The sequence below is a fragment of the Pseudorhizobium sp. NPDC055634 genome, from assembly GCF_053618655.1.
In genome coordinates, this window is record NZ_JBSHHW010000009.1 from 97,661 (window position 1) to 124,529 (window position 26,869).

24 protein-coding genes and 1 pseudogene are annotated in these 26,869 nt (G+C 62.8%); 18 read left to right on the plus strand and 7 right to left on the minus strand.

Annotated elements, in window-relative coordinates:
• Window positions 1–145: 145 nt before the first annotated feature.
• From ACWGPT_RS15420 to ACWGPT_RS15440, 5 genes are all read right to left on the minus strand, one after another.
• Window positions 146–1,180 (minus strand): aspartate-semialdehyde dehydrogenase, encoded by a 1,035-nt coding sequence (locus tag ACWGPT_RS15420; protein ID WP_452606502.1) that lies wholly within the window; start codon window positions 1,178–1,180, stop codon window positions 146–148.
• 370 nt (window positions 1,181–1,550) lie between these two features.
• On the minus strand, window positions 1,551–2,660 hold the full coding sequence (leuB, locus tag ACWGPT_RS15425) for a 3-isopropylmalate dehydrogenase (protein WP_452606503.1): 1,110 nt from the start codon (window positions 2,658–2,660) through the stop codon (window positions 1,551–1,553).
• 94 nt (window positions 2,661–2,754) lie between these two features.
• Window positions 2,755–3,144: a RidA family protein gene (locus ACWGPT_RS15430; protein WP_452606504.1), complete on the minus strand. Its 390-nt coding sequence runs from the start codon at window positions 3,142–3,144 to the stop codon at window positions 2,755–2,757.
• A gap of 12 nt (window positions 3,145–3,156) precedes the next feature.
• Window positions 3,157–3,762: a 3-isopropylmalate dehydratase small subunit gene (leuD, locus tag ACWGPT_RS15435; protein ID WP_452606505.1), complete on the minus strand. Its 606-nt coding sequence runs from the start codon at window positions 3,760–3,762 to the stop codon at window positions 3,157–3,159.
• A gap of 129 nt (window positions 3,763–3,891) precedes the next feature.
• Window positions 3,892–4,119, minus strand: a complete 228-nt coding sequence (locus ACWGPT_RS15440; RefSeq protein WP_452606506.1) for a hypothetical protein — start codon at window positions 4,117–4,119, stop codon at window positions 3,892–3,894.
• A 107-nt stretch (window positions 4,120–4,226) separates the two neighbouring features.
• Between ACWGPT_RS15440 and ACWGPT_RS15445 the strand changes: the two genes are divergently transcribed.
• Both ACWGPT_RS15445 and ACWGPT_RS15450 read left to right on the plus strand, forming a co-directional pair.
• Window positions 4,227–5,120 (plus strand): HpcH/HpaI aldolase/citrate lyase family protein, encoded by an 894-nt coding sequence (locus ACWGPT_RS15445; RefSeq protein ID WP_452606507.1) that lies wholly within the window; start codon window positions 4,227–4,229, stop codon window positions 5,118–5,120.
• Window positions 5,117–5,323, plus strand: a complete 207-nt coding sequence (locus ACWGPT_RS15450) for a DUF1737 domain-containing protein (protein WP_452606508.1) — start codon at window positions 5,117–5,119, stop codon at window positions 5,321–5,323. Before ACWGPT_RS15445 ends, ACWGPT_RS15450 begins: the two co-directional genes overlap by 4 nt.
• 23 nt (window positions 5,324–5,346) lie before the next feature.
• Here the strand turns inward: ACWGPT_RS15450 and ACWGPT_RS15455 are convergent, their stop codons facing one another.
• Entirely contained in the window at window positions 5,347–5,784 is a 438-nt protein-coding gene (locus ACWGPT_RS15455) for a metallopeptidase family protein (RefSeq protein ID WP_452606509.1), read from the minus strand.
• A 169-nt stretch (window positions 5,785–5,953) separates the two neighbouring features.
• On the opposite strand from ACWGPT_RS15455, the gene ACWGPT_RS15460 reads away from it, so the two are divergent.
• The 5 genes from ACWGPT_RS15460 (at window position 5,954) to bfr (ending at window position 12,634) form a co-directional block, all read left to right on the plus strand.
• Entirely contained in the window at window positions 5,954–6,874 is a 921-nt protein-coding gene (locus ACWGPT_RS15460; protein ID WP_452606510.1) for an ImuA family protein, read from the plus strand.
• A gap of 13 nt (window positions 6,875–6,887) precedes the next feature.
• Window positions 6,888–8,327, plus strand: a complete 1,440-nt coding sequence (locus tag ACWGPT_RS15465; protein ID WP_452606599.1) for a Y-family DNA polymerase — start codon at window positions 6,888–6,890, stop codon at window positions 8,325–8,327.
• On the plus strand, window positions 8,324–11,743 hold the full coding sequence (locus tag ACWGPT_RS15470) for an error-prone DNA polymerase (protein ID WP_452606511.1): 3,420 nt from the start codon (window positions 8,324–8,326) through the stop codon (window positions 11,741–11,743). The genes ACWGPT_RS15465 and ACWGPT_RS15470 overlap by 4 nt, the downstream gene beginning before the upstream one ends.
• Before the next feature lie 128 nt (window positions 11,744–11,871).
• Complete coding sequence (locus ACWGPT_RS15475; RefSeq protein WP_452606512.1) at window positions 11,872–12,183, plus strand: (2Fe-2S)-binding protein; 312 nt, start codon at window positions 11,872–11,874, stop codon at window positions 12,181–12,183.
• Window positions 12,149–12,634: a bacterioferritin gene (bfr, locus tag ACWGPT_RS15480; RefSeq protein ID WP_452606513.1), complete on the plus strand. Its 486-nt coding sequence runs from the start codon at window positions 12,149–12,151 to the stop codon at window positions 12,632–12,634. The genes ACWGPT_RS15475 and bfr overlap by 35 nt, the downstream gene beginning before the upstream one ends.
• Window positions 12,635–12,730: 96 nt before the next feature.
• Here the strand turns inward: bfr and ACWGPT_RS15485 are convergent, their stop codons facing one another.
• Window positions 12,731–13,396: a GntR family transcriptional regulator gene (locus tag ACWGPT_RS15485; RefSeq protein WP_452606514.1), complete on the minus strand. Its 666-nt coding sequence runs from the start codon at window positions 13,394–13,396 to the stop codon at window positions 12,731–12,733.
• A 116-nt stretch (window positions 13,397–13,512) separates the two neighbouring features.
• On the opposite strand from ACWGPT_RS15485, the gene ACWGPT_RS15490 reads away from it, so the two are divergent.
• From ACWGPT_RS15490 to ACWGPT_RS15540, 11 genes and pseudogenes are all read left to right on the plus strand, one after another.
• Window positions 13,513–14,517, plus strand: a complete 1,005-nt coding sequence (locus ACWGPT_RS15490; RefSeq protein ID WP_452606515.1) for a TRAP transporter substrate-binding protein — start codon at window positions 13,513–13,515, stop codon at window positions 14,515–14,517.
• A 53-nt stretch (window positions 14,518–14,570) separates the two neighbouring features.
• Window positions 14,571–15,149 carry a TRAP transporter small permease subunit gene (locus ACWGPT_RS15495; RefSeq protein ID WP_452606516.1) on the plus strand — a complete coding sequence of 193 codons (579 nt, stop codon included), beginning with the start codon at window positions 14,571–14,573 and terminating at the stop codon, window positions 15,147–15,149.
• The gene (locus ACWGPT_RS15500) at window positions 15,146–16,462 is read left to right on the plus strand and encodes a TRAP transporter large permease (RefSeq protein ID WP_452606517.1); all 1,317 of its coding nucleotides are present in this window, start codon (window positions 15,146–15,148) and stop codon (window positions 16,460–16,462) included. The genes ACWGPT_RS15495 and ACWGPT_RS15500 overlap by 4 nt, the downstream gene beginning before the upstream one ends.
• A pseudogene (locus tag ACWGPT_RS15505) lies at window positions 16,459–17,891 on the plus strand (malonyl-CoA decarboxylase); the annotation flags it as partial. The gene ACWGPT_RS15500 and the pseudogene ACWGPT_RS15505, both read left to right, overlap by 4 nt.
• A complete protein-coding gene (locus tag ACWGPT_RS15510) occupies window positions 17,883–19,400 on the plus strand; it encodes a malonate--CoA ligase (RefSeq protein ID WP_452606600.1) in 1,518 nt (505 codons plus the stop codon). The pseudogene ACWGPT_RS15505 and the gene ACWGPT_RS15510, both read left to right, overlap by 9 nt.
• 399 nt (window positions 19,401–19,799) lie before the next feature.
• Entirely contained in the window at window positions 19,800–20,972 is a 1,173-nt protein-coding gene (locus ACWGPT_RS15515) for an ABC transporter substrate-binding protein (protein ID WP_452606518.1), read from the plus strand.
• Window positions 20,973–21,021: 49 nt separating this feature from the next.
• A complete protein-coding gene (locus tag ACWGPT_RS15520; RefSeq protein WP_452606519.1) occupies window positions 21,022–21,882 on the plus strand; it encodes a branched-chain amino acid ABC transporter permease in 861 nt (286 codons plus the stop codon).
• Window positions 21,883–21,953: 71 nt separating this feature from the next.
• Window positions 21,954–22,919, plus strand: a complete 966-nt coding sequence (locus ACWGPT_RS15525) for a branched-chain amino acid ABC transporter permease (protein ID WP_452606601.1) — start codon at window positions 21,954–21,956, stop codon at window positions 22,917–22,919.
• Window positions 22,916–23,662 carry an ABC transporter ATP-binding protein gene (locus ACWGPT_RS15530; protein WP_452606520.1) on the plus strand — a complete coding sequence of 249 codons (747 nt, stop codon included), beginning with the start codon at window positions 22,916–22,918 and terminating at the stop codon, window positions 23,660–23,662. The genes ACWGPT_RS15525 and ACWGPT_RS15530 overlap by 4 nt, the downstream gene beginning before the upstream one ends.
• Window positions 23,659–24,381 carry an ABC transporter ATP-binding protein gene (locus tag ACWGPT_RS15535; protein WP_452606521.1) on the plus strand — a complete coding sequence of 241 codons (723 nt, stop codon included), beginning with the start codon at window positions 23,659–23,661 and terminating at the stop codon, window positions 24,379–24,381. Before ACWGPT_RS15530 ends, ACWGPT_RS15535 begins: the two co-directional genes overlap by 4 nt.
• 187 nt (window positions 24,382–24,568) lie before the next feature.
• Window positions 24,569–26,839: an FdhF/YdeP family oxidoreductase gene (locus ACWGPT_RS15540; protein ID WP_452606522.1), complete on the plus strand. Its 2,271-nt coding sequence runs from the start codon at window positions 24,569–24,571 to the stop codon at window positions 26,837–26,839.
• The last annotated feature ends 30 nt before the right edge of the window (window positions 26,840–26,869 follow it).

The following is a 26,869-nucleotide window of genomic DNA, read 5'->3' on the forward strand; positions in this document are numbered from 1 at the left end:
GAAGGGCATTTGTGCCCGATGCGAATGATGGAGCTTTGGGGGTAATCGTACCGAAGGCTTCGGCGCGAACGCAGTGAATTCTTCGTGAGAGAGGTAACGAACTACCGGCGCCCGAGGGCACCGGTAGTATTTAGCGTCGGGAAGATCAGGCGGCGAGCTTGCGCGGCTTGATCAGGCCCCGGTTGATGAGGAGTTCGGCAATCTGGACGGCGTTGAGGGCAGCCCCCTTGCGCAGGTTGTCGGACACGATCCAGAGGTTCAGGCCGTTCTCGACAGTTGCGTCCTCGCGGATGCGTGAAATGTAGGTCGCGTCTTCGCCGGCGCATTCGACCGGCGTGACGTAGCCGCCGTTCTCGTGCTTGTCGACGACGAGGCAGCCCGGAGCCTCGCGAAGGATGTCGCGTGCCTGGTCGGCCGTGATCTCGTTTTCAAACTCGATGTTGACCGATTCCGAATGGCCAATGAAGACGGGGACGCGCACGGCGGTGCAGGTCACCTTGATCTTCGGGTCGAGCATCTTCTTCGTCTCGGCCAGAACCTTCCACTCTTCCTTCGTGTAGCCGTCCTCCATGAAGGAATCGATATGGGGGATGACGTTGAAGGCTATGCGCTTGGTGAACTTCTTGGATTCGACCGGATCGGCGACGAAGACGGCGCGGGTCTGGGTGAAGAGCTCATCCATGCCTTCCTTGCCGGCACCCGAGACGGACTGGTAGGTCGACACGACGACGCGCTTGATCTTCGCAGCATCGTGGAGCGGCTTCAGGGCGACGACCAGCTGCGCGGTGGAGCAATTGGGATTGGCGATGATGTTCTTCTTGCGGAAGTCGGCAACGGCATCCGGGTTCACTTCCGGAACGATCAGCGGAACCTCGGCGTCGTAGCGCCAGGCCGATGAATTATCGATGACAACGCAGCCCTGTGCGCCGATCTTCGGAGACCACTTCTTGGAAATCTCGCCGCCCGCGGACATCAGGCAGATGTCGGTGTCGGAGAAGTCGTAGTTCTCGAGGTTCTGAACCTTCAGAATCTTGTCGCCGAAGGAGACTTCGGTGCCTTGCGAACGGGCGGAGGCCAGCGCCACCACTTCGTCGGCCGGGAAGCCCCGTTCCGACAGGATGTTGAGCATTTCGCGCCCGACATTGCCGGTAGCACCGACGACTGCAATCTTGAAACCCATGATCTTGCTCTCTTTTCTGCCTCTCCTCGATCCGTTGAGGGGGAAGCCGCGACGGATCGCGGGTTTCCTTGTCCCCGGCCTAACCGGGGAGAGAGCGGCGGGCCAGAGACGTCAGACGGTTTTCGTCGTCGTTTTGGCCGTGGTTTTATTGGAGGCGAAAAAGCAATGGTGCAGCCCGGCACGACGTGCCGGCTGGCGGTCTGCAGCGATGTAGGACTCGCGGCGGTTCATAGGATGCTTTCCCGTTCGAGGTGGTGTTTAGAAGATTCTGATGCGGAGTCAAGCGGAGACCGCCGTCCGCCGCACCTGCTCCAAGCGGAGCGAGGGTAACTCGTGGCGCTCCGACAGGGGCGCCACGGAAGCCCTCTACTCAGGCGGAAAGGGCGGCGAATTCCTTCAGGATGGCGTCGCCCATCTCGGCCGTACCGACCTTGCGGCAACCGTCCGCCATGATGTCGCCGGTGCGGATGCCCTGGTCGAGGACATTGGCGATGGCCTTTTCCAGCCCGTCTGCTTCGGCGACCATGTTGAAGGAATAGCGCAGGCACATGGCAAAGGAGGCGATCATGGCGATCGGGTTGGCGATCCCCTGCCCTGCGATGTCCGGTGCGGAGCCGTGAACAGGCTCGTAGAGCGCCTTGCGCTTGCCGGTCTTGGCGTCCGGGGCGCCGAGCGAGGCCGACGGCAGCATGCCGAGCGAGCCGGTCAGCATCGCCGCCACGTCGGAGAGCATGTCCCCGAACAGGTTGTCGGTGACGATGACGTCGAACTGCTTGGGCGCACGGACCAGCTGCATGCCGCCGGCATCCGCCAGCATGTGCTCCAGTTGCACGTCAGAGAATGCGCGTTTGTGGGTTTCCGTCACGACCTGGTTCCAGAGCACGCCGGATTTCATGACGTTGCGCTTTTCCATGGAGCAGACACGGTTGTTGCGCGTGCGGGCAAGTTCGAAGGCGACCGCGGAGATGCGCTCGATTTCGTAGGTGTCATAGACCTGGGTGTCTATGCCGCGCTTCTGGCCGTTGCCGAGGTCGATGATTTCCTTCGGTTCGCCGAAATAGACGCCGCCCGTCAGTTCGCGGACGATGAGGATGTCCAGCCCCTCGACAAGTTCGGGCTTGAGCGAGGAGGCGTTTGCGAGGGCCGGATAGCAGATGGCGGGGCGGAGGTTGGCGAAAAGCTCGAGATCCTTGCGCAGGCGCAGAAGCCCGGCCTCGGGACGGACCTCATAGGGGACGTCATCCCACTTCGGACCGCCGACGGCGCCGAAGAGGACCGCGTCTGCGGACATGGCCTTTGCCATGTCCTCTTCGGAGATGGCCGAGCCATGCGCGTCATAGGCGGATCCGCCGACAAGACCTTCGTCGGTCTCGAAACCCGCGTTCATCCGGCTGTTCATATGGGCGATGATCTTGCGGACTTCCGCCATGGCCTCCGGGCCGATGCCGTCGCCGGGAAGCAGGAAGAGAGATCGGGTCATTCGTTATTCCTCTCGATGGCGGCTCACCCTCCGCACGACCGTCGTGCTGTCGAGACCTCCTCCGAGCCTGCCGAAAGAGAAGGCCGGTTGATTTTCAGGATGTTGAAGCGCCGATGCGGGCGGTGACCTCGATCTCGACCTTCATTTCAGGGGTAGTCAGTCCGCAGACAACCATGGTGGCGGCCGGCCTTATGTCCGCAAAGGCCTCGCCCAGGACGTCCACGACCGCATCGTAATAGGCCATGTCGGTGATGTAGTAGCGGGCGCGGACGACGTCCTTCAGGCCACTGCCCGCTTCTGTCAACGCCCGGGCGATCGTCGACAGGGCATTGCGCGCCTGGCTCGCCGCATCTTCCGGCATTTCCATCCGCGCATAGTCATAGCCGGTGGTGCCGGAGACGTAGACCATGTCGCCATCCACCACGGCGCGGGAGTAGCCGATGCGGGCCTCAAAGGGGGAGCCGGAGGAAATGTGCCTGACCATGGCCGCGGTTGCTCAGAGCCAGGGACGCTGGGCGCTGACCTTCTGCTCGAAGCTGCCGATCACGGACTCGCTCTTCAGGGTACTGGCAATATCGTCCAAGCCCTCGAGCAGGATGTGGCGGCGGGCGGGATCGATGTCGAAGCGGATCGAGCCGCCGTCGGGGCCGGTGATTTCCTGCGCTTCGAGGTCAACCGTGAGGACGGCGTTCGAGCCGCGCGAGGCATCGTCCATCAGCTTGTCGAGGTCGTCCTGGCTGACGACGATCGGCAGGATGCCGTTCTTGAAGCAGTTGTTGTAGAAGATGTCGGCGAAGCTCGTGGAGATGACGCAGCGGATGCCGAAGTCGAGCAGCGCCCAGGGGGCATGCTCACGCGACGAGCCGCAGCCGAAATTGTCACCGGCGACGAGGATCTTGGCGTTGCGATAGGCCGGCTTGTTGAGCACGAAATCCGGGTTTTCGGATCCGTCCTCATTGTAACGGGCTTCGGCGAAGAGACCGGTTCCAAGCCCGGTCCGCTTGATCGTCTTGAGGTAGTCCTTCGGAATGATCATGTCCGTATCGACATTGACGACCGGAAGCGGCGCTGCGACGCCGGTGAGCTTGGTGAACTTTTCCATGATCTGCCTCCGCAAGGATGTCTGCGGAAGCCCTTAAAGCAAATTCCGGCGGATTTGAAGAACCGTTTGGCTTGCGGCGGTACGGCAGGAGCCTGAAAATCAGGCGATCCTGTCAGTGGAACGGGTGGATCAGAGGTCGATGATAGTGCCGCGGCCGTCGTTCCAGACCCGCATTTCGCTCTTTCCCGCCTTTGCCTTGACCGGTGCCGGCTTCAACCGCGACGACAGGATCCGGCCGGCCGTCAGCACGCCCAGGATGCCCGCGAAGGCAACGGTAAGCGACGCGGTCAAAAGCGCAGCCAGCGCGAAAAGGGCGACGCCACAGGTGAACAGCACGAAGGAACGAATGTTTTGCATGGTACAGCCTTTCTCTTGCGGGAATGTGGTCCTTCGGCATCAAGCTTGCAAGACTTTTCGACCGCTTGCGTATTGCGGCGCATCCAAAAGCTTGTCACAAAATCGCGATGAGCATTTCCTTGAAGCACATGCCGATGCGGTCCCTCCTCAGTGTCCCTGCGATCAACCAGCGGGCACTCGACAAGGTTCATGGGCTGGACTGCGACGGGGTGATCTTCGATCTGGAGGATTCGGTCTCCCCCGAGAAGAAGCCGGAAGCGCGCGACAATTTGCGCCGTGTCTTCAAGGAGATGCCGCTTGCGGGGCGAAAAACCGTGATCCGCATCAACGGCCGGGATACCGAGTTTCGCGGTGAGGACCTCGAACTCGTCCTAGAAGTTCAGCCGGACGCCGTACTTCTGCCCAAGGTGGAAGGGCCGGAGGAAATCCGGGAGGTGGCCGCGCTGCTTGGGGAAGCTCCCGATGGATTGCGGCTCTGGGCCATGATGGAGGCGTCCGCCGGCGTCCTCAATGCCTGCGCCATAGCGGCGGCGGGGCGGGAGGCCGGAGGGCGGCTCGACTGTTTCGTCCTCGGCCTCAACGACCTGCGCAGGGAAACGGGCGTCCTGCCGCAGCCGGGACGAACCTATCTGGTGCCCTGGATCATGCAGGTGGTCCTTGCGGCCCGCGCGCATGGTCTCGACGTGATCGACAGCGTTTTCAACGATTTCCGGGATGCGGACGGATTTGCAGACGAATGCGCCCAGGGCCGTGCGATGGGATTTGACGGAAAGATGCTGATCCACCCCGGCCAGATCGAGGCCGCCAACCGGGCGTTCGGTCCGTCCGACGAGGAGGTTGCGGAGGCCGACGCGATCATCGCCGCCTTTGCCGAACCGGCGGCCCGGGACCTCAACGTCATCAACATGAACGGCAAAATGGTCGAGCGGCTTCACCTGGAACAGGCGGAGCGGCTGGTGGCCAAGGCCCGGTATATCTCTGAAAGAAAGACCAAGGCATGAAACTCTACCGCTTCCTGACCGGACCCGACGACTCCTCCTTCTGCCACCGCGTCACCGATGCCTTGAACAAGGGTTGGGAACTGCATGGCTCGCCCAGCCACAGCTTCAATGCGGCCGAAAACCGGATGTATTGCGGACAGGCCGTGACCAAGACGGTCGAGGGCAAGGAGTATCATCCCGAGATGAAGCTCGGCGAGCAGTAGGCCGGTTCACGACGAGCTACGGATCAGCGTTCCGTAGCCTCTTCGGCACTCGCCTCGATCCGCTCCATGTCATCGTCGCTCAGGCCGAAGTGGTGGCCGATCTCGTGGATCAGGACATGGGTGATGATATCGCCCAGCGTCTCCTCGTTCTCGGCCCAGTAGTCGAGGATCGGGCGCCGGTACAGCCGGATTCGGTTGGGCAGCTCGCCGGTTTCCATGGAAAAACGCTCGGAAATGCCGCGTCCTTCGAAGAGGCCGAGCAGGTCGAAAGGCGTTTCGAGCGCCATGTCCTCGAAGATCTCGTCGTCCGGGAAATCCTCGATCTCGATGGTCAGATTGGTCGTTAGCGCCCGGAATTCCTCCGGAAGATTGCCATAGGCTTCGATTGCCAACGATTCAAAGGCGCTGATGGTCGGCGCGTGGCGATCCCGCCAATCGTCGGTGTGGTCTATACGGGCCATAGATGCTCCTTGTTGGGGCTCATATAATCTATTCCAGAAAATTTTCGAGAGGATTCATGGGCCTCCCGGAGAAGCCGGGCGCTTCTTCCAAAATGTGGTTGACTCTTCGGGAGAGCTCTGGAATCCATTAGAACATAAAGTGAACATGCCTAAATATGGAGCTGACGCCATGGCCATGCACGCCAGGGCGCAGGAGAGACTTATTGCCCTGCGTGAGACGATTGCCAAGCTGGAAGGCAAGACACCGACGCTGGTGGCGGAGAAGCAGCCGCGGGTAAGAGGGACGACGTGCCCTGTCCCGTCGACGGTAAGAGTTTCGCTGGGCGTTGCGGAAATGGATGCCGCGCTGGAAGGCGGGCTGCCCCTCGATGCCATGACGGAAATCAGGACTTCCGCCATGCGCGATGCCGGGGCGGGCAGCGGGGTCGTTCTGGCGCTGGCGTCGCTTATCCAGAGACAGGCGCACATCCCGGCTCTGCTGTGGATCAGCGACAGGTTTTCGAGTGGCGAGGCTGGTTTGCCCTATCCCGTGGGGCTTGCGCAATATGGTCTCAAGGTCGAGCATTTCCTCCATGCCATGCCTCGAAAGCTGGAGGAGGCATTGTGGCTGGCCGAAACGGCTGCGGCGAGCGGCGCCCTGGCCGCGACCATCCTTGAAATCAGGGGCAATCCTTCGTCTTTTGGTCTGTCCGAGAGCCGGAGGCTCAGCCTGAGGGCAAAGTCGGCGAGGCGGCCGATCTTGCTTTTGCGGCATGCGGGCGAGGAGGAGGCGAGCAGCGCCGCCTTCCGTTTCCATGCCGAACCCGGTCCCGCTTCGGAGCGGGTCCTTCCCAATGGAGCCATGCTTGGCGGCAGCATCGGCTTTCCCGTCTTCCGTCTGACGCTTGAGAAGAGCCGCAACCCGGCTCCGCTCGCTCTTACCCTGGAGTGGAATTCCCGTGACCGCCAATTTTCCCTCGCCCGGCCAGAACCGGCTCGCCTTTCCGTCAACGGGGCAACGCATCCTGGCGCTGGTCTTCCCGCATCTGCCGACAGACCGGATCGCGCGCCGGCTGTGGGGCGCCTCCTGGCGTTTGACAGGGCGTCCTGATTATCCGCCCTTGCTGTGTTCAGGACGGCGGGACAATGCCATCCGCCTGACGGCGCTGGACGAACAGGCGGCGGAACTCGGCCTGCGCCAGGGCCAGGGCCTGGCCGAGGCGCGGGCCATGCATCCCACGATCGATATCGTCGAAGAGGATCCCGCGGCCGACGGTACGCTCCTGGAAGCGCTTGCCGACTGGTGCGATCGCTATACGCCGCTGGTGGCACTGGACGGCAGTGACGGCCTGTTCCTGGACATTACCGGCTGCTCGCATCTTTTCGGCGGAGAACAGGCACTGCTCGACGATATCCTGCTTCGCCTCTTCCAGATGGGGTTCAAGGTCCAGGGAGCGATTTCAGGGTCGCCGGGCCTGTCCTGGGCCGCCTGCCGCTTCGGAGCGGGCGGGGTGATCCCGAACGGTGCCGCGGAAGAAGTGCTCCGGCCCTTGCCGGTCGCCTGCCTGAGGATCGGAAGCGAAACCGTCGGGGCGCTGAACAAGCTCGGATTGAAACAGGTAGGAAACCTTTTCTCGGTGCCGCGGGCGCCCTTGGCACGCCGGTTCGGCAGCCATCTCCTGCTCCGGTTTGACCAGGCGCTGGGCGGGGTGGAGGAGCCGATCTCGCCGCGCCGTCCGGTGGCCTTTCTGTCGGTCGAGCGCAAGCTGGCGGAAGTGATCCAGGCGGAAGAGGAAATCCTGGAACTCACTTCCCGCGTGGCCCAGTCGCTCTGCTCGAGCCTGGAGGCGCGCGGCGCGGGAGGACGGGTTTTCGAACTCGTGCTCTTCCGGGTGGATGGCCGCGTCTTCCGCATCGTCGCCGGGGCGTCCCGGCCGCTGCGGGATGCCGCCAGGATCGCCGGCCTGTTCACCGAACGCCTGAAGGCCGTGCATGACGAGCTGGATGCAGGTTTCGGCTTCGAGCTTCTGCGTCTCAATGTTCTCCATCACGATCCTTTCGAGGCGGACCAGGCCAGCCTTGTCGGCAGACACGCGGACGAAGAGCCGCTGTCGGACCTGATCGATCGCGTCTCGGCGAGACTGGGGGAGGGAGTCCTGCGCCGCTTCCGGTTTCACCAAAGCCATATTCCCGAGCGGGCTGTGGGTTCGGTACCCGCCCTTTCACAAGGGGTCGACGGAAGCAAAGCCGCTCCTCCTGCCATCACCCGGGCGGAAAGGCCCTTGCGGCTCCTGCCGCGACCCGAGCCGATGGAGGCCTTCGCCGCCATCGTCCCGGATGGGCCGCCCAGCCGCTTCCGGTGGCGGTGCGTCCTCCATGATGTCGCCCGTGCCGAAGGGCCGGAACGCATCTCGCCGGAATGGTGGCTGGATCAGGCGGCCGAGGAGCGCGATTATTTCCGGCTGGAAGTCGCCTCCGGGCACCGTTTCTGGGTCTACCGGCAGGGGCACTATCACCAGGCGGACTATCGTCCGACCTGGCACATGCACGGCATTTTCGCATGACCGCGGCCCCTGCCTTCTGCGAGATCGGCACCCGGACCAATTTCTCCTTCCTGGAGGGCGCATCCAGGCCGGAAGAAATGGTGCTGACGGCATCGCTCCTCGGAATGGCCGGTCTCGGGATTGCCGATCGCAATTCCGTGGCCGGGGTGGTGCGGGCTCATAACCATGCGAGAGAACTCACTGAAAGAAGCCTGCGAGCGAAGGAAGGCGCGAGCGAGGACAGAGATGTTCCCCATTCTTGCCGGATGCAGCCCGGAGCTCGCCTCGTCTTTGCCGACCAGACACCCGATGTGCTCGCCTATCCCATCAACCGAAAGGGATGGGGCAATCTGTGCCGTCTCCTCAGCCGGGGAAACCTGCGGACGGAGAAGGGCAGCTGCATTCTGGAGGAATGGGATATTCTGGAATGGGGGCATGAGATGATGTTGGCGGTCATCCCCGACCCCGTCCGTGCCTTGGACGATGCCTACCTGAAGAGGCTCGGGGACTTCCTGAAGCTGCTTCGGGAAAAGTTCGGAACGGTTGTCTACCTGACGCTTTCTCCCAGCTACGATGGACAGGACAGGTTCGTCTTCGCGGCCTTCGCGACCGTTGCCGCTAGCTGCCGCATTCCGCTCCTGGCAAGCAACCAGCCCCTTTATCATCTGCCCGAACGGCGTTCGCTTGCCGATGTGGTGACGGCAATTCGCGAGCATGTTGCCGTGGCCGATGCGGGATTCCGGCTGGCGCCGAATGGTGAACGACATTTGAAGACAGGGCGGGAAATGGCGCGCCTTTTCGCCGATTATCCGGAGGCGGTAAGCAATGCCACGGAATTCTTTAGCCGGCTTAAATTCTCGCTCGACGAGTTGCAGCACAATTATCCGGACGAAAGCGTTCCCGGCGAGACGATGTCGGAGACGCTGGAAAGGCTGACCTGGCAAGGGGCCCGCGAGCGATATCCGGGAAAGGTTCCGGAAAAGGTCGCCGAACTGATCCGCTACGAGCTCACCCTCATCCGGGAGATGCAGTACGAGCCCTATTTCCTGACCGTCCGCCACATCGTCTGGCATGCCCGCCATGTGCTGAAGATCCTGTGTCAGGGTCGCGGCTCCGCAGCAAATTCAGCCGTCTGCTACTGCCTCGGCATTACCGAGGTGGATCCCACCTTCACTACCCTTCTCTTCGAGCGTTTCATCTCGACGGAGAGGAACGAGCCGCCGGATATCGACGTCGACTTCGAGCACGAACGGCGGGAGGAGATCATCCAGTACATCTACCAGCATTACGGCTACCGCCATGCCGGGTTGACGGCGGCGGTGACCAGCTACAGGACCCGGATGGCGGGCCGCGAGGTGGCCAAGGCCTTCGGTCTTTCGGAAGACGTGCAGGCGGCACTGGCCAGTACCGTCTGGGGATGGTCGGAGGAGGGCATCACGGAGCGGGAGGCAAAGGTGGCGGGTCTAGACCTCGCCAATCCGACCACACGGAAGGTCATGGCGCATGCCAGGGAACTGATGGGCTTTCCCCGTCACCTGACGCAGCATGTGGGAGGCTTCCTGATCACCCGCGACCGGCTGGACGAGGTGGTCCCGATCATGAAGACGGCAATGCCGGGCCGCTACATGATCGAATGGGACAAGGACGACCTCGATACACTGAAGCTTCTCAAGATCGACGTGCTGGCGCTCGGCATGCTGACCTGCCTGAAGAAGGCACTGGCGTTGATGGAAAACCATTACCGCGAGGTCCGGACCCTGGCCGGGCTGCTGCAGGACCAGAGGGACGATGTCTACGACATGATCTGCCGTGCCGATACCGTTGGGGTTTTCCAGATCGAAAGCAGGGCGCAGATGAGCATGCTTCCGCGGCTCAGGCCGCGCGAGTTCTATGATCTGGTGATCGAGGTGGCCATCGTTCGTCCGGGGCCGATCCAGGGCAATATGGTGCATCCCTACCTGAAGCGGCGCGAAATGGTCCTGCGCGGAGAAGAGATCCGCTATGAGAAGCCGGAATTGAAGGAGGTTCTCAAGCGCACCCTGGGAGTACCGTTGTTCCAGGAACAGGTGATGCAGATCGCCATTACGGCTGCGGGCTTCTCTCCCGCAAAGGCCGACAGGTTGCGACGGTCGATGGCGACGTTCAAGCGGTCCGGCCGCGTCAACGAATTCAGGAACGACCTGGTCTCGGGCATGACCGCCAACGGGTACACTCGGCAATTCGCCGAGCGCTGCTTCAGCCAGATCGAAGGCTTCGCCGAATACGGGTTTCCGGAAAGCCATGCCGCGTCCTTCGCCCTGCTGGTCTACGCCTCGTGCTGGATAAAGGCCTATTACCCGGACGTCTTCTGTGCGGCGCTACTGAACTCCCAGCCGATGGGGTTTTACGCACCGGCGCAACTGGTGCGCGATGCGCGCGAGCACGGGGTCGAGGTGCGACCGGTCGACGTCAACCTGTCAGACTGGGACAGTTCCTTGGAGGACGCGTCGTACAGACCGCAGGATATCGATCCGCGGCATCGCGAGATGCGCCGGGTGATACGCACCCGCAAGGCTGTCCGGCTGGGCTTGCGCCAAATCAAGGGCCTTTCGGAACGGGCCATTCGCGAACGGCTGATCGAGAACCGGGGGAGCGGCTATGTCTCCATTCGCGACCTTTGGCTGCGCTCCGGCCTCGACAAGGCTGATCTCGAGCGTCTCGCGGATGCCGACGCCTTCGGCTCCATCGGGCTCTCCCGTCGCGCGGCCCTCTGGCAGGTGCGCGGCCTCGATGCCAGAAAGGCCGCCGACAAGCTGCCACTGTTCGACCGGGTGACCCAGGGGGAGCTCCAGGTGGAGCCAGCGGCAAAGCTGCCGGACATGCTGCCGGGCGAGGAGGTCATCGAGGATTACCGCTACCTGTCGCTGTCGCTCAAGGCTCACCCGACGGCATTCCTGCGGGACGATTTCAGCCGGATGGGAGTGGTACGCAGCATCGACCTTCTGGAGATACGCAACGGCCGGAAGGTTACGATCGCCGGCCTCGTGCTCGTGCGCCAGCGCCCCGGCTCGGCGCAAGGAGTGATCTTCATGACGCTGGAGGACGAGACAGGCATTGCCAATGCAATCGTCTGGCCAAAGGTTTTCGAACGGTTCCGGTCCATCGTCATGGGCGCCCGCATGGTCAAGATCCGGGGTCGGCTGCAGAGCGTGAACGGCGTCATCCATACGGTGGTCGAGGAGATCGAGGACATAACCTCCATGCTCGGCCTGCTTCAGAAGGAAGGCCGGCGCTTCGGCTCGCCGCGTTCGGACGAAACTCTGGAATCCGGCTGTGGCAGCTACCGCAAGCCGAGGGCGCCGAAACAGGAGGCGATAAGTCCGGGAAGCGGACGAAGCCTCTTTCCGGACGAAGGGAATCCCGAGGACGTCATGCCGAAGGGCCGCAATTTCCACTAGGGCGTACCGGTGAGATGTCGGCCTCAACACAAGCGAATGCTAATGGCTCGGTGATTTTATCTTGACAGATGGTGTCCTCTTTCGCAAAAAGCGGACGTGAAGGGTCATGTTTGACGGGTTGCCCGAGAATGCTGGTCTGCAGCTGCAATTACATCACCGACAAGGAAATCCGGGAGGTCGTTATCGAGCTCCTCGATGAAGATTGCTGGCAGTTGATTGTGCCTGCAAAAGTCTACCACGCCATGTCAAAGCGCGGCCGCTGCTGCGGCTGCTTCCCCAATGTCGTCGACATCATCATCAAGACGACCGAGGAATATCACGCCGAGCGCCACTCGACGACCGCTGAAGTAATCGATTATATGTCCCGCCTGAAACAATTCCACGAAGAACACAGGAGAGCGGACATTGAAAGGCGACAGCAGCGTCATCGAGCGGCTTAACGAGGCTCTGTTCCTCGAACTCGGCGCCGTCAACCAGTACTGGCTTCACTACCGGCTGCTATCCGACTGGGGCTACACCAAGCTGGCCAAGAAGGAACGGGCGGAATCCATCGAAGAGATGAACCACGCCGACAAGCTGATCGACCGGATCATCTTCCTCGAAGGCCACCCCAATCTCCAGACCGTCGCGCCCCTGCGCATCGGGCAGGACGTCAGGGAAGTCCTGGAGGCGGATCTCGCCGGCGAGTATGACGCCCGCACCGCCTACAAGGCTTCGCGCGACGTCTGTCATGCCGCCGGGGACTACGTCTCCATGAAGCTTTTCGAGGAACTGCTGGCCGACGAGGAAGGTCACATCGACTTCCTTGAGACCCAGATCGACCTCCTCAACAAGATCGGCGAGGAACGCTACGGCCTCCTCAATGCCGATTCCGCGGATTCCGCCGAGTAACATAATCCAACTGGCTTCTTCGCCCGGCGGCCATCGGCGTCCGGGCGAAATCTCCCGCTCGCGCACGAGCGGCTTTCCGGTTCTCGCGGAGCCCGATCAGGCGCGCCTGCGTTCCATCTTACGCAGATTGGCGACGAGGTCCCCGAACCGATCCCCCTGAACGGCAACATGATGGCGGAGGCTCGCCCGCGCGGTGTCCGCGTCGCCGGCGAGTATGGCCTCGACGATCTGCCTGTGCTCGGCAAGCGACACGGACATCCGGTTGCGAACCCTGAGCTGCAGGCGACGGTAGGGGCGAAGACGCCGGTGCAGGCCGGCGCATTGTTCCTCCAGGAAGCCGCTGTGAGCAGCCGCGTAGATGGCGCGGTGGAATACCTCATTCTCATAGTAATACCGGTCCGTGTCGTTGCTTTCGGCTGCCTCCTGGCAGCGAGCCAGCGCCTCGAGGATGGCATCCCTGTCCTGTTCCTGGTGCCGCCGCGCCGCGAGCGCACCCGCCATGCCCTCGAGTTCCGCCATTACCTCGAACATTTCGAATACCCGCTCGGGCCCGGGATCAACGACAACCGCGCCCCGCCGCGGCCGTATCTCTACGAGGCCGATCGCGCTCAGTTGCAACAGCGCCTCTCGTATCGGGGTCCGCGAGACGTTGAAGCGGCCGGCCAGTTGAACCTCGTCGAGGCGCTCGCCCGGATGAAACGCACCCGTCAGGATGCAGTTCTCGATTTCATCCCTTAGCTTCTGATTGGTATTCGCAGTCACGGCCAACCCTCATGCACAATGTTCCGGCTTGTATACAAAATAGTTGACATTGTGCGCAAGCTTCTTCCATCATCACCGCGCTTCGACAGGAGGGTCGAGGCATAGGGAGGAATGAAATGTCCAGGTTCACAAGAACACTGAGTTTCTCGGTGGCGGTGCTGGCCGGCGGCCTGATGGCCTCTGCCGCACCGGCGCAAACTGTCCTGAAGGCGTCCCATCAGTTTCCCGGTGGCAAGGGCGATATCCGCGACGAGATGGTCCAGCTCATCGCCCGCGAAGTGGCCGCCGCGAATGTCGGGCTGGAAATCCAGGTCTATCCCGGCTCGTCGCTGTACAAGCCGAACGACCAGTGGAATGCGGTGACCCGCGGCATTCTCGACATGACGTCCTTTCCGCTGGACTACGCCTCTGGGCGGCATCCGGAATTCTCGGCGACGCTGATGCCCGGTCTCGTCGGCAATTTCGACCGCGCTAAGCGACTGAACGATTCCGAATTCATGGCGGACATCAAGAAGGTGGTCGAGGATGCGGGCGCGATGGTAATCGCCGACGCCTGGCTTTCCGGCGCATTCGCCTCGAAGAAGGGCTGCATCACGTCGCCGGACACGATCAAGGGGCAGGTCATCCGCGCCGCCGGTCCGGCCTTCGAGGAAATGCTCGTCGCCGCGGGCGCCTCGATCTCGTCCATGCCGTCTTCCGAGATCTATACCGGCATGCAGACCGGGGTTCTCGATGCCGCCAACACGTCCTCGGCGAGCTTCGTCTCCTACCGCCTCTTCGAGCATGCCAAGTGCCTGACGGCACCGGGCGGGAATTCCCTGTGGTTCATGTACGAGCCGGTCCTGATGTCCAAGAAGGTCTTCGAAGGGCTGAACGAGGAACAGCAGAAGGCGATCCTTGCCGCCGGCGAGAAATCGGAAGCCTTCTTCGACGCCGAGGTCCGCAAGGGCGACCAGATCATGATCGACACCTACAAGAAAGCGGGTGTGGAGGTGGTCGAGATGTCCAAGGAGGACTACGACGCCTGGCTGACGCTCGCCAAGGAGTCGGCCTACAAGAACTTCTCCGAGAAGGTCTCCGGAGGCGACAAGCTGATCGAGAAGGCACTCGCAGTCGAATGAGCAGGGACGGCGCCCTCGGCGTGCCGTCCGTCCTTCAACTGGAAGCCCCTACGATGCTGAACTCCTTTATCCGTTGGGCGGGAAGGCTGTCCCGCCTGTCCGCGGTCATCGCGACAGCCCTTCTGATTCTCGCCATGCTGGTCGTCTGCCAGATGATCCTGATGCGATACGCCTTTCGCATGCCGACCATCTGGCAGACGGATTTCGTGGTCTTCGCGGCGACCGCGGCGATCTTCCTCGGGGCCCCCTACGTGCTTCTCAAGGGCGGCCATGTCGGCGTCGATGTCGTCGAATTGCTGCTCGGCCAGGAAAACCGGACGCGGCTTCGTATCCTCGGGGCGTTTCTCGGCCTCGGCTTCTGCATCGTGATGCTGGCCGCGACCTGGGTCCAGTTCGAGGAGGCCTGGTCCGGAAACTGGAAGCACTCCAGCGTCTGGGCGCCACCGCTATGGATCCCGCTGGCGGCTCTTCCGGCCGGCTTCTTCCTGCTGTGCCTGCAATACACCGCCAATATCCTGGTCCTGCTGGGGCTGGGCGAGCAGCCTGCCGACGAGGCGGACAGCCTCCCCAATCCCGAACTTCCCCTTCCGGCCACCGTGGTCGGAGCCAACGAGAAGGGACAGCTTCCATGAGCGCCGCCGGAGCAGGCTTCCTCATCATCGCCCTGCTGTTCATCCTCCTTGCGACCGGCATGCCGATCGCGTTCGCGCTGGGCCTTGCCGCATTCGTGGCGCTCTTCCTGCAGGATGGCATGGACATCTTCTACATTCTCGGGGACACGATGTTCTCCGGGATCGCCAATCTCGCCTATGTGTCGATCCCGATGTTCGTGCTGATGGGGGCCGCCGTTGCGTCCTCGCCGGCCGGGTCGGATCTTTACACCTCGCTGGACCGGTGGCTGAACCGGATTCCGGGCGGCCTCGTGCTCTCCAATATCGGTTCCTGCGCGATATTCTCCGGCATGACCGGCTCCTCGCCGGCGACCTGCGCCGCGATCGGCAAGATGGGCATCCCCGAAATGCTGCGCCGGGGATATCCGAATTCGGTGGCGACGGGCTCGATCGCGGCCGGCGGAACGCTCGGAATCCTCATTCCGCCATCCGTCACCCTCATCGTCTACGGCATTGCCACGGAAACCTCGATCGGCCGCCTGTTCATGGCGGGCGTGATCCCCGGCATCATGCTGACCGCGATGTTCATGGCCTGGGCGGTCATCGACTGCAAACGGAAGGGCTACGAACTCGCGACCCGCTCGGTCCGCTATTCCATGAAGGAGCGGCTGGCGACCATGCCGCGCATCCTGCCGTTCCTGCTGATCATCGCAGGGACGCTCTACGTGCTCTACGGCGGCATAGCGACACCGTCGGAAGCCGCCGGGGCCGGCGCGCTTCTTACGCTGCTCGTCGTGATCATCGCCTACCGGCTCTTCCGGTTGCGTGCCGTCGGCGGCATCTTCGCCTCAGCCATGCGCGAGAGCGTGATGATCATGATGATCATGGCGGCCGCCGAACTCTTCGCCTTTGCGCTCTCCTCGCTCTTCATCACCCAGACCATCGCTGCGGTTATCGCCGACATGGATGTCAACCGCTGGGTGCTGATGCTGATCATCAACGTCTTCCTGCTCGTATGCGGCATGTTCCTGCCGCCGGTGGCAGTCATCGTCATGACGGCGCCCATGCTGTTTCCGATCGTCACCCAGGCCGGCTTCGACCCCTACTGGTTCGCGATCGTCCTGACGATCAACATGGAGGTGGGGCTCATAACGCCTCCCATCGGGCTGAACCTGTTCGTCATCAATGCAATCGCTCCGACGATCCCGACGAGGGATATCCTCTGGGGTTCGCTTCCCTATGTGCTCGTCATGTTCCTCGCGATCATCATCCTGTGCATCTTTCCCGATATCGCTACCTGGCTGCCGAACCAGATGCTTGGAGTGGTGGAATGAGCCGGACATTCCAGTTCGCGGACATGCTGCAGGCGATCGCCGATCGCGGACGACGCTTCCTGTCGCTTGCACCCCGGGACGACGAGGATGCCGTCGCCGCCGCAACGGCGCTTTGCGAGACGCTGCTCTCCAGCCGGGGCGAAGCGTCCGGCATGGCGCTGGCGCAGAGCATCCTTGGCCGCTGGCAGGAATTTTCCCGTGAGCAGCAGCGGACGTTCATGATGATGCTCCTGCAACGATTCGGTCCGGACCTTGAGCGGCTGGAGCGCGCCATCGGCCTCTACCGGACCGACCAGGGTCCAGAGGCCCTCCTGGAGCTCCACCTTGCAGCGGAGCCCCGCCGGCAGGAATTGATCCGCCGACTGAACCTTGCCCCCGACGGGATAAGGACCCTCGTGAAGATGCGGGAAGCTCTCCTCGAGCTTAGGCGAGAGGCGCCGGAACTCGCGGCGGTCGACGCGGATTTCTCCCATCTGTTCGGCTCCTGGTTCAACCGGGGCTTCCTTCTCCTCAGGCCGATCGACTGGTCGACCCCCGCCAACATCCTGGAAAAGATCATCCGCTACGAGGCGGTCCATGATATCGGGGGCTGGGATGAACTGCGGCGCCGGCTCGAGCCCGAAGACCGGCGGTGCTTCGCCTTCTTCCATCCGCAACTGGCCGACGATCCGTTGATCTTCGTGGAGGTCGCGCTGACCCGCGAAGTGCCCTCCAGCATCGATACGCTGCTGCGCGAAGACCGGACGGTTCTTCCCCTTGCCGAAGCGACGACCGCCGTCTTCTACTCCATCTCCAACTGTCAGGAGGGTCTTCGGGGCGTGTCCTTCGGCAACTTCCTAATCAAGCAGGTCGTGGAGGACCTAAGGCGGGATCATCCGAAGCTCCAGAACTTCGTCACGCTCTCGCCCGTCCCGGGCTTTTCGGACTGGCTCGCACGCGAACTTCGCAACGAGGCGTCCGATGCCCTTCCTGAACCCGCCCGGAAGATCCTTCGCCAACTCGAGGAGCCGGGATGGGAAGGGCAGGGGCAGGGCGCGGAGGTCCTGGAGGCGTCGCTTACCGCCGCTGCCGCCTGGTACTTCCTGAGAGCCCGCGATTCCAAGGGAAGGGTGATCGATCCCGTCGCCCGTTTCCATCTCGGCAATGGTGCGCGGCTGGAGCGCATCAACTATCTCGCGGACCGGTCGCCGCGTGCCATGCGCCAGGCCCGCGGCCTGATGGTGAACTATCTCTACAAGCTCGACGAAATCGAGACCAATCACGAGGCATTCGCCGCGAGAGGAGAGGTCGCCACGACGCCCGCCATACGCCGGATGATCCCTCCGGATCGCGGACCTCGCAGCCTTGTGGCGGTGCCGCCGCCCGTCCCCGACCCCAACCAGAATGACGACCAGCGCCGGGTTCCGACGGAGACTTCGCCATGACAAATCACCTCTTCGACGCCATCCGATCCGCCGCCAGGCCGGACGACACCTTTATCGAGGCCCCGGACGGGCGGATCTGGACCTATCGGGACATGCTCGATCAGTCCGGCCGCCTCGCGTCCGCCCTCGACACGCTCGGCGTGCGTCCCGGGGACCGAGTGGCGGCCCAGGTCGAGAAGAGCCCGCAGGCCCTGATGCTCTATCTGGCCTGCCTTCGCGCAGGCGCAATCTACCTGCCGCTCAACACCGCCTATACGCTCGCGGAGATCGACTATTTCGTCGGTGATGCGGAGCCGCGGCTCGTCGTGTGCGATCCGCGCGTGCGGGAGGGAACGCAGAGGGTTGCACGAGCGCATGGCGCGCTGGTCGAAACGCTGGACGACAGGGGCGAGGGCTCGCTGACGGACCGGGCCAGTTCGGAAAGCAGTGCATTCGTGGACGTCGACCGAGGACCCGACGACCTTGCCGCCATCCTCTACACGTCCGGAACGACGGGGCGTTCAAAGGGCGCCATGCTGACCCATGAAAACCTCCTGTCCAATGCCCTGACCCTTCGCCAGTACTGGCGCTTCACGTCCTCCGACCGTCTGATCCACGCGCTTCCCATCTTCCATACCCACGGCCTCTTCGTCGCATCGAACGTGGTGCTCCTGTCGGGGGCTTCCATGGACTTCCTGCCGCGCTTCGATCCCAACGAGATACTGCGGCGCATGCCAAAAGCCACGGTGATGATGGGCGTGCCCACGTTCTACGTTCGCCTGCTGCAACACGAGGGCCTGACACGTGAGGCGACGGCGGGGATGCGCCTCTTCGTTTCCGGTTCGGCTCCGCTTCTTGCCGAGACCCATCGGAGCTTTGCCGAGCGGACCGGCCACAGGATCCTCGAGCGCTACGGCATGACCGAGACGAACATGAACACCTCCAACCCTTACGACGGCGAACGGGTCGCCGGGACGGTGGGGTTTCCGCTTCCCGGCGTCGAACTGCGGGTCACCGGTCCGGAGACGGGAAAGACGCTGCCCTCCGGCCAGACCGGAATGATCGAGGTGAGGGGGCCGAACGTGTTCAAGGGCTATTGGCGGATGCCGGAAAAGACGGCCGCCGAATTCCGCGAGGACGGCTTCTTCCTCACCGGCGACCTCGGCAGGATCGACGAAGACGGCTATGTCCACATCGTCGGTCGCGGCAAGGACCTCGTGATCTCCGGGGGATACAACATCTATCCGAAGGAGGTCGAGGCGGAGATCGACCAGCTGGAAGGCGTGCTCGAGAGTGCCGTCATCGGCGTGGCCCATGGGGACTTCGGCGAAGGGGTCACGGCCGTGGTGGTCCGGAAGCCCGATGCCAAAATTAGCGAGCGGGACATTCTCGATCGCCTCGGCGACCGGCTGGCGCGATACAAACAGCCGAAGCGTGTCATCTTCGTGGACGAGCTGCCGCGCAACACCATGGGCAAGGTCCAGAAGAACCTGCTGCGAGAGGCCTATTCGGACCTTTACGCGCCTCAAGGCTGACAAAACGTCGGACTGCACATCCATAGCTTTCCGGTATCTCTAGATGAAGAACGAGAGGCGCGGCTTCTTGTTGACATCAGCTGTATACACAAATTACGCTCCGGTATTCACGATAGACGCTGGAGAGGAGGTCAGGCGATATCGGAGATGACGGACCGTCAACCGCTGACCCGATATCGGAGGGAACGCGAGGACGGTGGGTAAGTGTCAGGCACCGAGAAACCAAGCTACCCAATGTATACATTATGCCCGCAGCCGAGTGCTGTCAGGCGGGGAAGGGTTTCGGCAAAGGCAAGATGCATCGCCATGCGCAGGAGGAGTGCACATGGGGGTGATGAGGACAGGGAATGGCTGCAGCAGCCCGCTAGGCTTGCGCATGATATTGGAGGAGGAAAAGACATGCTTACAAGAAGAACATTCGTTGCCGCGGCCGGGGTTGCCCTCGGCGCCATGGCGGTGCTGCCGGCCTATGCCCAGGAAGTCGTCAAGGTCGGGCTTATCCTGCCGATGACCGGCCCCTTCGCCTCGACGGGACGCCAGGTGGAAGCCGGCGTCAAGGCCTTCATGGCGATCAACGGCGACACGGCCGGCGGCAAGAAGGTCGAGGTCGTCCTGCGCGATGATGCCGGGACCGCCGACCAGACGCGACGGATTGCGCAGGAACTGGTGGTGAACGATGGCGTCAGCATGCTGATGGGCTTCGGCCTCACGCCGCTCGCCATGTCCGTCGCCCCCGTTCTCAACCAGGCGAAGGTTCCGGCGATCATAACGTCCGCAACGACCTCGGCGATCATGAAGCAGTCGGACTACTTCGTGCGGACCAGCATGGGCGGGCCGCAGTCCGCACTGCCGGTCGCGACCTGGGCGGTCGAAAACGGTTTGAAGCGCGTGGTTACGCTCGTTACCGACTACGGGCCGGGCCATGACATCGAGAAGGGCTTTGTGGACCAGTACAAGAAGGAAGGTGGCGAGATCGTCGAGTCCGTCCGGGTGCCGCTCCAGAATCCCGATTTCGCGCCCTTCCTGCAGCGCGTCCGGGACGCCAAGCCGGATGCCGTCTTCGTCTTCGTTCCGTCCGGCGTCGGCTCCCTCTTCATGAAGCAGTTCGTCGAGCGCGGTCTTTCGGATGCGGGCATCAAGCTGATCGCAACCGGCGACGTCACGGATGACGACCTCCTGAACGGGATCGGCGAAGCGGCCAAGGGCGTCATCACGGGGCATTTCTATTCCGCCAACCACGACAGCCAGGAAAACAAGGCTTTCGTGCAGGAAGTCCGCAAGTCGAACAATAACATGCGCCCGAACTTCATGTCGGTCGGCGGCTATGACGCGATGCAACTGGCCTACATGGCGCTCGAAAAGACGGGCGGCGACACGGACGGCGGCAAACTCATCGAGGCGATGAAGGGTGCCGAATGGACCAGCCCGCGCGGAACGATCATGATCGATCCGCAGACGCGCGACATCGTCCAGGACATCTACATCCGCGAGGTGAAGGATGTGGACGGTGAACTCTATAACGTGGAGTTCACCAAGTACGAGAAGATCCGCGATCCGAACTCGGCACAGTGAGCCACTGCGAGGGGCCGGCAAGCCGGCTCCTCCAATCGCGTGAGGGCCAATGCTGACCATACTGTTCGACGGCATCGCCTATGGCATGCTCCTGTTCATCCTTGCTTGCGGACTGACGATCACGCTCGGACTGATGAATTTCATCAATCTCGCCCATGGCGCCTTCGCCATGACCGGCGGCTATGTGACCGTCGTGATGATGAACAGGTACGGCCTGTCGTTCTACTGGTGCATTCCGGCCGCATTTCTCGTCAGTGCCGCTCTGGGAGCGATCCTGGAGCGGGCGCTCTATAGGCGCCTGTATACAGCGAGCCATCTCGACCAGGTTCTCTTTTCGGTCGGGCTGGTCTTCATGGCCGTGGCGGCCGCCGACTACATCATGGGAGGACAGCAGCAGCTGATACAGCTGCCGCCGGAACTCTCCGGGCGGACCGAAATCCTCGGCATCGGCATCGGCCGCTACCGTCTCTTCACCATCGTCATCTGCGCGATCCTGGCCATTGTGCTCCAGCTCATCCTGTCGCGGACCCGCTTCGGCAGCCGGCTTCGCGCCGCCGTCGATGACCGCCGGGTGGCCATGGGCCTCGGCATCAACGTTTCGGCCGTGTTCGCGCTCACCTTCGCCTTCGGCTCGGGCCTTGCCGGCCTCGGTGGAGCCATGGGCGCGGAGATCCTCGGCCTCGACCCGAATTTTCCCCTGAAGTTCATGATCTATTTCCTTATCGTCGTCGCCGTCGGCGGCACGTCGACGGTCAGCGGACCGTTTCTCGCCGCCATCCTGCTCGGGATCGCCGACGTCGCCGGCAAATATTATGTTCCGGCGATCGGACCCTTCGTAATCTACGGCCTGATGATCATCATGCTGATCGTAAGGCCGAACGGGCTGTTCGCCCCAGGGGGTGCGCGATGACCGTGGTGGCGGACGAGCAGTCGAGGGCGGTGCCGCAATCCGTGGCGGATGCGGGACAGGCCCAGTCCCTGATGCGCCAGCGCAGCCGCATCCGCTTCTATGAAGTGATCGTCTGGGTTGCGGCTGTCGTCGCCGTCTTCGTGCTGCCCTCGAAGATGCTCATCCTGACCGAGATTGCCATACTTGCGCTGTTTGCCGTTTCGCTGGACCTCGTCCTGGGATTTGCCGGGATCGTCTCGCTGGGGCATACGGCATTTTTCGGGGTCGGGGCCTATGTGGCAGGCCTGATTGCGCGGCACTACTACGCGGAACCGGTCGTCGGACTGGTTGTCGCGGGGCTTGCGAGCGGTCTGCTGGGCTATGTCACGAGCTTCCTTATCCTGCGCGGTTCCGATCTTACGCGATTGATGACGACGCTCGGCATCGCGCTGATGCTGGCCGAGGCCGCGAACCAGCTCGGCTGGCTGACGGGCGGGGCGGATGGGCTCAGCGGTTTCACCCCCGGGCCCATCCTCGGCATGTTCGAGTTCGACCTCTGGGGGCGCAACGGCTACATCTACTGCCTGACCGTGCTGTTCATCTCGACCATGATCGCACGGCGACTTGCCTTCTCGCCGTTCGGCCTGTCGCTGAAGGCAATCAAGGCAAACCCGGTCCGCGCGGCCATGGTGGGCGTTCCCGCCCGCCGCCGCATCATCCTCGCCTACACGATTGCCGCGATCATGGCGGGTTTCGCCGGGGCTCTCCTGACCCAGACCACGTCCTTCGTCTCGCCGGACGTCCTTGCATTCCATCGCTCGGCCGACGTCCTCCTCGTCCTGGTGATCGGCGGTACCGGCTACCTCTATGGGGGCATTTTCGGAGCGATCGTCTTCACGCTCCTGCGGGACTGGCTGTCGGTCGTGACACCGCAATACTGGATGTTCTGGATCGGGCTGCTGCTCATCGTCCTGGTCCTCGTCGGCCGCGACCGGCTCTCGAACTGGATCGGCTTCCTTCCGGAACGCTTCACGCGTCGGAAAGGCGGGCAGCCATGACCATTGCACTGGAAACCAAGGCGCTGAGATGCCGGTTCGGAGCATTCGTCGTCACCAATGACGTCAGCCTGCAGGTGGAACAGGGAGCCCGGCACGCCCTGATCGGTCCGAATGGTGCCGGCAAGACGACGCTCATCAACCTCCTCACCGGGGTCCTCAAGCCGAGCGCAGGGCAGGTCCTCCTCGGCGGCGAGGACATCACCGACCTCGCCGCCCATCGGCGGGTGAAGAAGGGCCTGACCCGCACCTTCCAGATCAACCAGCTGTTCCTGGACTATACCCCGCTGGAGACGGTGGCGCTGGCGATCGGCGAGCGGGACGGGGTAGGCGGCAATCTTTTTCGGCCGCTCGCAAGCTACAGGCGGGCGGTGGACGAAGCGGCCGAACTGCTGGCGCGCTTCGGTCTCGACGGCGTCATGGGAAACCGCACGGCCACGCTTCCTTACGGCAAGCAGCGGCTCCTCGAAATTGCGCTGGCCTTGGCATCTAGGCCGAAGGTCCTGCTGCTCGACGAACCGGCCGCCGGGGTTCCCGAGGACGAGCGCCACGAGGTGCTGGCGATCGTCTCCGACCTGCCTGCGGACGTGACCGTTCTGCTGATCGAACATGACATGGACCTCGTCTTCTCCTTCGCGAGCCGGATCACGGTCCTCGTTGCGGGAGCGATATTCGCCGAAGGATCGGTCGCGGAGGTGTCGCGCGACCCACGCGTGAAGGCGGTCTACCTCGGAGAGAATGCATGAACCAGCCGCTGCTCGTGATCGACCGCCTTGTCGCCGGCTACGGCGAAGCGAGCGTGCTGGCCGGGATCAGCCTGACCATCGATGAGGGCAGGACGCTCGCCCTTCTTGGACGCAACGGTACCGGCAAGACGACGCTGGTCGATACGATCGCAGGCCTGACCACCCATCATTCGGGAAGCATCAAGCTGCTCGGACGCGACATTACCAAGCTTCGCGCGGATCGCCGGGTGGCGGCCGGACTGGGCTGGGTGCCGCAGGAGCGAAATATCTTCAGGTCCCTTACGGTCGAGGAGAACCTGACGGCCATCGCCCGTTCCGGCCCCTGGACGCTGCCGCGTGTCTTCTCCATGTTCCCGCGCCTGGAAGAACGGCGCCGGAACCTCGGCAGTCAGCTGTCCGGCGGCGAGCAGCAGATGCTCGCCGTGGCCCGCGCCCTCATGGTCAACCCCCGTCTCCTTCTTCTCGACGAGCCGCTCGAGGGCCTTGCGCCGATCATCGTCGACGAGCTTCTTGCCGCCCTTCGCCAGATCGTCCAGGGCGAAGGTATGTCTGCCATCATCATCGAACAGAAGGCCCGCAAGATCCTTCCGCTGACCGACGATGCGGTGATCCTGGATCGTGGCTCGATCGTCTATTCGGGAAGGAGCGCGGACCTGCTCGCCGACAGCGACGTCCTGGCGCAGCATCTGGGAGTCGGCCGGGCGACCACCCCGGCCTGACGGAGCCACGGCCGAGTCTGCCGTAAACCGGTGACCCTTTAAGCTCAGCCGGATCGATCACGCATGTCTGACCGCCGCGCCTGCCTCAAGCCCGCAAAGCGCGGAACCTTGGCTTGTTCGAGGGGTTCATCCTAGCCTGTCGACGCATGGTCGACGGGCCTGTTTTATCCGTAGATCGGGGGATGCCATGTCGAAGAACGAGACCGTACATTACGATGGTCCGGCCGGAGGGTGGGGTTCGGTACGCGGGATTGCCAGCATCTATGCAAAGGAACTGAACTCCCCCGCGGTGCTCGATACGCTACGCCGGCAGAACAAGCCCGGCGGGTTCATGTGCGTCTCCTGTGCCTGGACGAAACCGGCTGATCATCATCCCCTGGAGTTCTGCGAGAACGGCGCCAAGGCGACCCTCTGGGAACTGACGCCGAAGCGATGCACGCCGGAGTTCTTCGAGCAGCACACGGTTGCGGAACTGCGAAACTGGTCGGACCATGACCTGGAAAAGCAGGGCCGGCTGACACATCCGATGCGATACGAGCCCGCAACGGATCGCTATGTGCCCTGTTCATGGGAGGAGGCGTTTTCGGCGATCGGCAGCGAGTTGAAGGTTCTCGATCCCAAATCGGTGATCTTCTACGCGTCGGGTCGCGCCAGCCTCGAGACATCCTATCTCTATGCGCTCTTTGCCCGGCTTTATGGTACCAACAACCTCCCCGACAGTTCGAACATGTGTCACGAGACGACGTCGGTCGCGTTGAAGAAGGTGATCGGGTCGCCGGTCGGCACGTCCGTCTACAGTGATTTTTCATCATGCGACGCGATGTTTTTCTTCGGCCAGAACACCGGTTCCAACAGCCCCCGTTTCCTCCATCCTCTGCAGGCGGCCGTCAGGCGGGGCTGCCGCATCGTCACCTTCAACCCGGTGAGGGAGAAAGGGCTGGAGGCGATGATCAATCCGCAGAGCCCGACCGAGATGCTGACGGGCCATGCCACGCGGATCTCTTCCCAATATCACCAGGTTAAGACGGGCGGCGATATCGCCGCGATCCTGGGGATGTGCAAGCACGTCTTCGCCCGCGACGACGAGGCCAGGGCCAACGGGAGATCGGTGATCGACCGCGACTTCGTCGCCCAGCATACCCATGGTTTCGATGACTTCGAACGGAAGGTCCGCGAAACGGGGTGGGAGGAGATCGAGCGCGAATCGGGCCTTGACCGGGCTTCGCTGGAGGCGGCCGGCCAGGTCTATGTCGAAGCCGAACGGGTGATCGGCATCTACGGCATGGGGCTGACCCAGCAGGTCGGCGGTTTCGAGAGCATCGCCATGCTCGTCAATTTCCTGCTGCTGAAGGGAAACATCGGCCGGGACGGAACGGGCATCTCGCCGGTCCGTGGCCACTCCAATGTCCAGGGCCAGCGTACGGTCGGTATTTCGGAAAAGCCGGAACTGGTGCCCCTCGACCGGCTTGCCTCGATGTTCGGGTTCGAGCCACCCCGGGACAAGGGCATGAATACCGTTGCCGCCTGCGAGGGTATCGTCGAAGGCCGCGTGCGGGCCTTCATAGGTCTTGGGGGCAATTTCGTGCGCGCCATTCCGGATCATGGCGTGATGGAAGCCGCCTGGACCAGAATGCGGCTCACCGTCCAGATCGCCACCAAGCTCAACCGCAGTCACCTCGTCAACGGCGAGATCGCCTATCTCCTGCCGTGTCTTGGGCGAAGCGAGGAAGACATGCAGGCGAGCGGACCGCAGACGGTGACCATGGAAGACAGCCTGAGTTGCATCCACGGCTCCGTCGGCAAGCACAAACCTGCAGGCGAGCAACTGCTTTCCGAGATTGCCATCGTCGCCGGCCTCGCCAAGTCCACCCTTTCTCCCAATCCCAGCGTGAAGTGGGATGAATGGCAGGGCGACTATTCCAAGATCCGCGACCTGATAGAAAATACCTATCCGGACCAGTTCCATGACTTCCACCGGCGGCTCTTCACCCCCGGCGGCTTCTATCGCGGCAACAGTGCCCGCGAGCGCATATGGAAGACGGAAAGCGGGAAGGCGGAGCTCACCGTGCCAGAGGGGCTCGCCGCGACCGGCTTCGACGATCGGGAAGGCCGCTACCGGTTGATGACGCTGCGCAGCAACGACCAGTTCAACACCACCATCTACGGCTACAGCGACCGGCTGCGGGGCATAGAGGGAACGCGAAAGGTCCTGCTGATCAACCTTCGCGAGATGGCGCGGCTTGGCCTGATCGAGGGGCAGAAGGTCGCGTTGAAGACCGATACGGACGACGGCATCGAGCGCAGGGTGGGCGACCTGAGCGTGCTCCCTTTCGATCTCCCCGACGGTTGCGTTGCCGGCTACTACCCGGAGCTGAACCCGCTCGTTCCGCTCTCTCTTCACGAGAAACGGTCCCATACGCCGGCGTCCAAGGCCGTTCCCGTTCGCATCCTCGTGTGACCGGCTTTCGGTGACATGCCCTGCGGCCGA

Excerpts from the sequence above, each read along its gene's own strand:
- ACWGPT_RS15420 (WP_452606502.1), bottom strand. The coding sequence starts at position 1,180 with ATGGGTTTCAAGATTGCAGTCGTCGGTGCTACCGGCAATGTCGGGCGC.
- leuB (WP_452606503.1), bottom strand. The coding sequence starts at position 2,660 with ATGACCCGATCTCTCTTCCTGCTTCCCGGCGACGGCATCGGCCCGGAG.
- ACWGPT_RS15430 (WP_452606504.1), bottom strand. The coding sequence starts at position 3,144 with ATGGTCAGGCACATTTCCTCCGGCTCCCCCTTTGAGGCCCGCATCGGC.
- leuD (WP_452606505.1), bottom strand. The coding sequence starts at position 3,762 with ATGGAAAAGTTCACCAAGCTCACCGGCGTCGCAGCGCCGCTTCCGGTC.
- ACWGPT_RS15440 (WP_452606506.1), bottom strand. The coding sequence starts at position 4,119 with ATGCAAAACATTCGTTCCTTCGTGCTGTTCACCTGTGGCGTCGCCCTT.
- ACWGPT_RS15445 (WP_452606507.1), top strand. The coding sequence starts at position 4,227 with ATGAGCATTTCCTTGAAGCACATGCCGATGCGGTCCCTCCTCAGTGTC.
- ACWGPT_RS15450 (WP_452606508.1), top strand. The coding sequence starts at position 5,117 with ATGAAACTCTACCGCTTCCTGACCGGACCCGACGACTCCTCCTTCTGC.
- ACWGPT_RS15455 (WP_452606509.1), bottom strand. The coding sequence starts at position 5,784 with ATGGCCCGTATAGACCACACCGACGATTGGCGGGATCGCCACGCGCCG.
- ACWGPT_RS15460 (WP_452606510.1), top strand. The coding sequence starts at position 5,954 with ATGGCCATGCACGCCAGGGCGCAGGAGAGACTTATTGCCCTGCGTGAG.
- ACWGPT_RS15470 (WP_452606511.1), top strand. The coding sequence starts at position 8,324 with ATGACCGCGGCCCCTGCCTTCTGCGAGATCGGCACCCGGACCAATTTC.
- ACWGPT_RS15475 (WP_452606512.1), top strand. The coding sequence starts at position 11,872 with ATGCTGGTCTGCAGCTGCAATTACATCACCGACAAGGAAATCCGGGAG.
- ACWGPT_RS15490 (WP_452606515.1), top strand. The coding sequence starts at position 13,513 with ATGTCCAGGTTCACAAGAACACTGAGTTTCTCGGTGGCGGTGCTGGCC.
- ACWGPT_RS15495 (WP_452606516.1), top strand. The coding sequence starts at position 14,571 with ATGCTGAACTCCTTTATCCGTTGGGCGGGAAGGCTGTCCCGCCTGTCC.
- ACWGPT_RS15500 (WP_452606517.1), top strand. The coding sequence starts at position 15,146 with ATGAGCGCCGCCGGAGCAGGCTTCCTCATCATCGCCCTGCTGTTCATC.
- ACWGPT_RS15510 (WP_452606600.1), top strand. The coding sequence starts at position 17,883 with ATGACAAATCACCTCTTCGACGCCATCCGATCCGCCGCCAGGCCGGAC.
- ACWGPT_RS15515 (WP_452606518.1), top strand. The coding sequence starts at position 19,800 with ATGCTTACAAGAAGAACATTCGTTGCCGCGGCCGGGGTTGCCCTCGGC.
- ACWGPT_RS15520 (WP_452606519.1), top strand. The coding sequence starts at position 21,022 with ATGCTGACCATACTGTTCGACGGCATCGCCTATGGCATGCTCCTGTTC.
- ACWGPT_RS15525 (WP_452606601.1), top strand. The coding sequence starts at position 21,954 with ATGCGCCAGCGCAGCCGCATCCGCTTCTATGAAGTGATCGTCTGGGTT.
- ACWGPT_RS15530 (WP_452606520.1), top strand. The coding sequence starts at position 22,916 with ATGACCATTGCACTGGAAACCAAGGCGCTGAGATGCCGGTTCGGAGCA.
- ACWGPT_RS15535 (WP_452606521.1), top strand. The coding sequence starts at position 23,659 with ATGAACCAGCCGCTGCTCGTGATCGACCGCCTTGTCGCCGGCTACGGC.
- ACWGPT_RS15540 (WP_452606522.1), top strand. The coding sequence starts at position 24,569 with ATGTCGAAGAACGAGACCGTACATTACGATGGTCCGGCCGGAGGGTGG.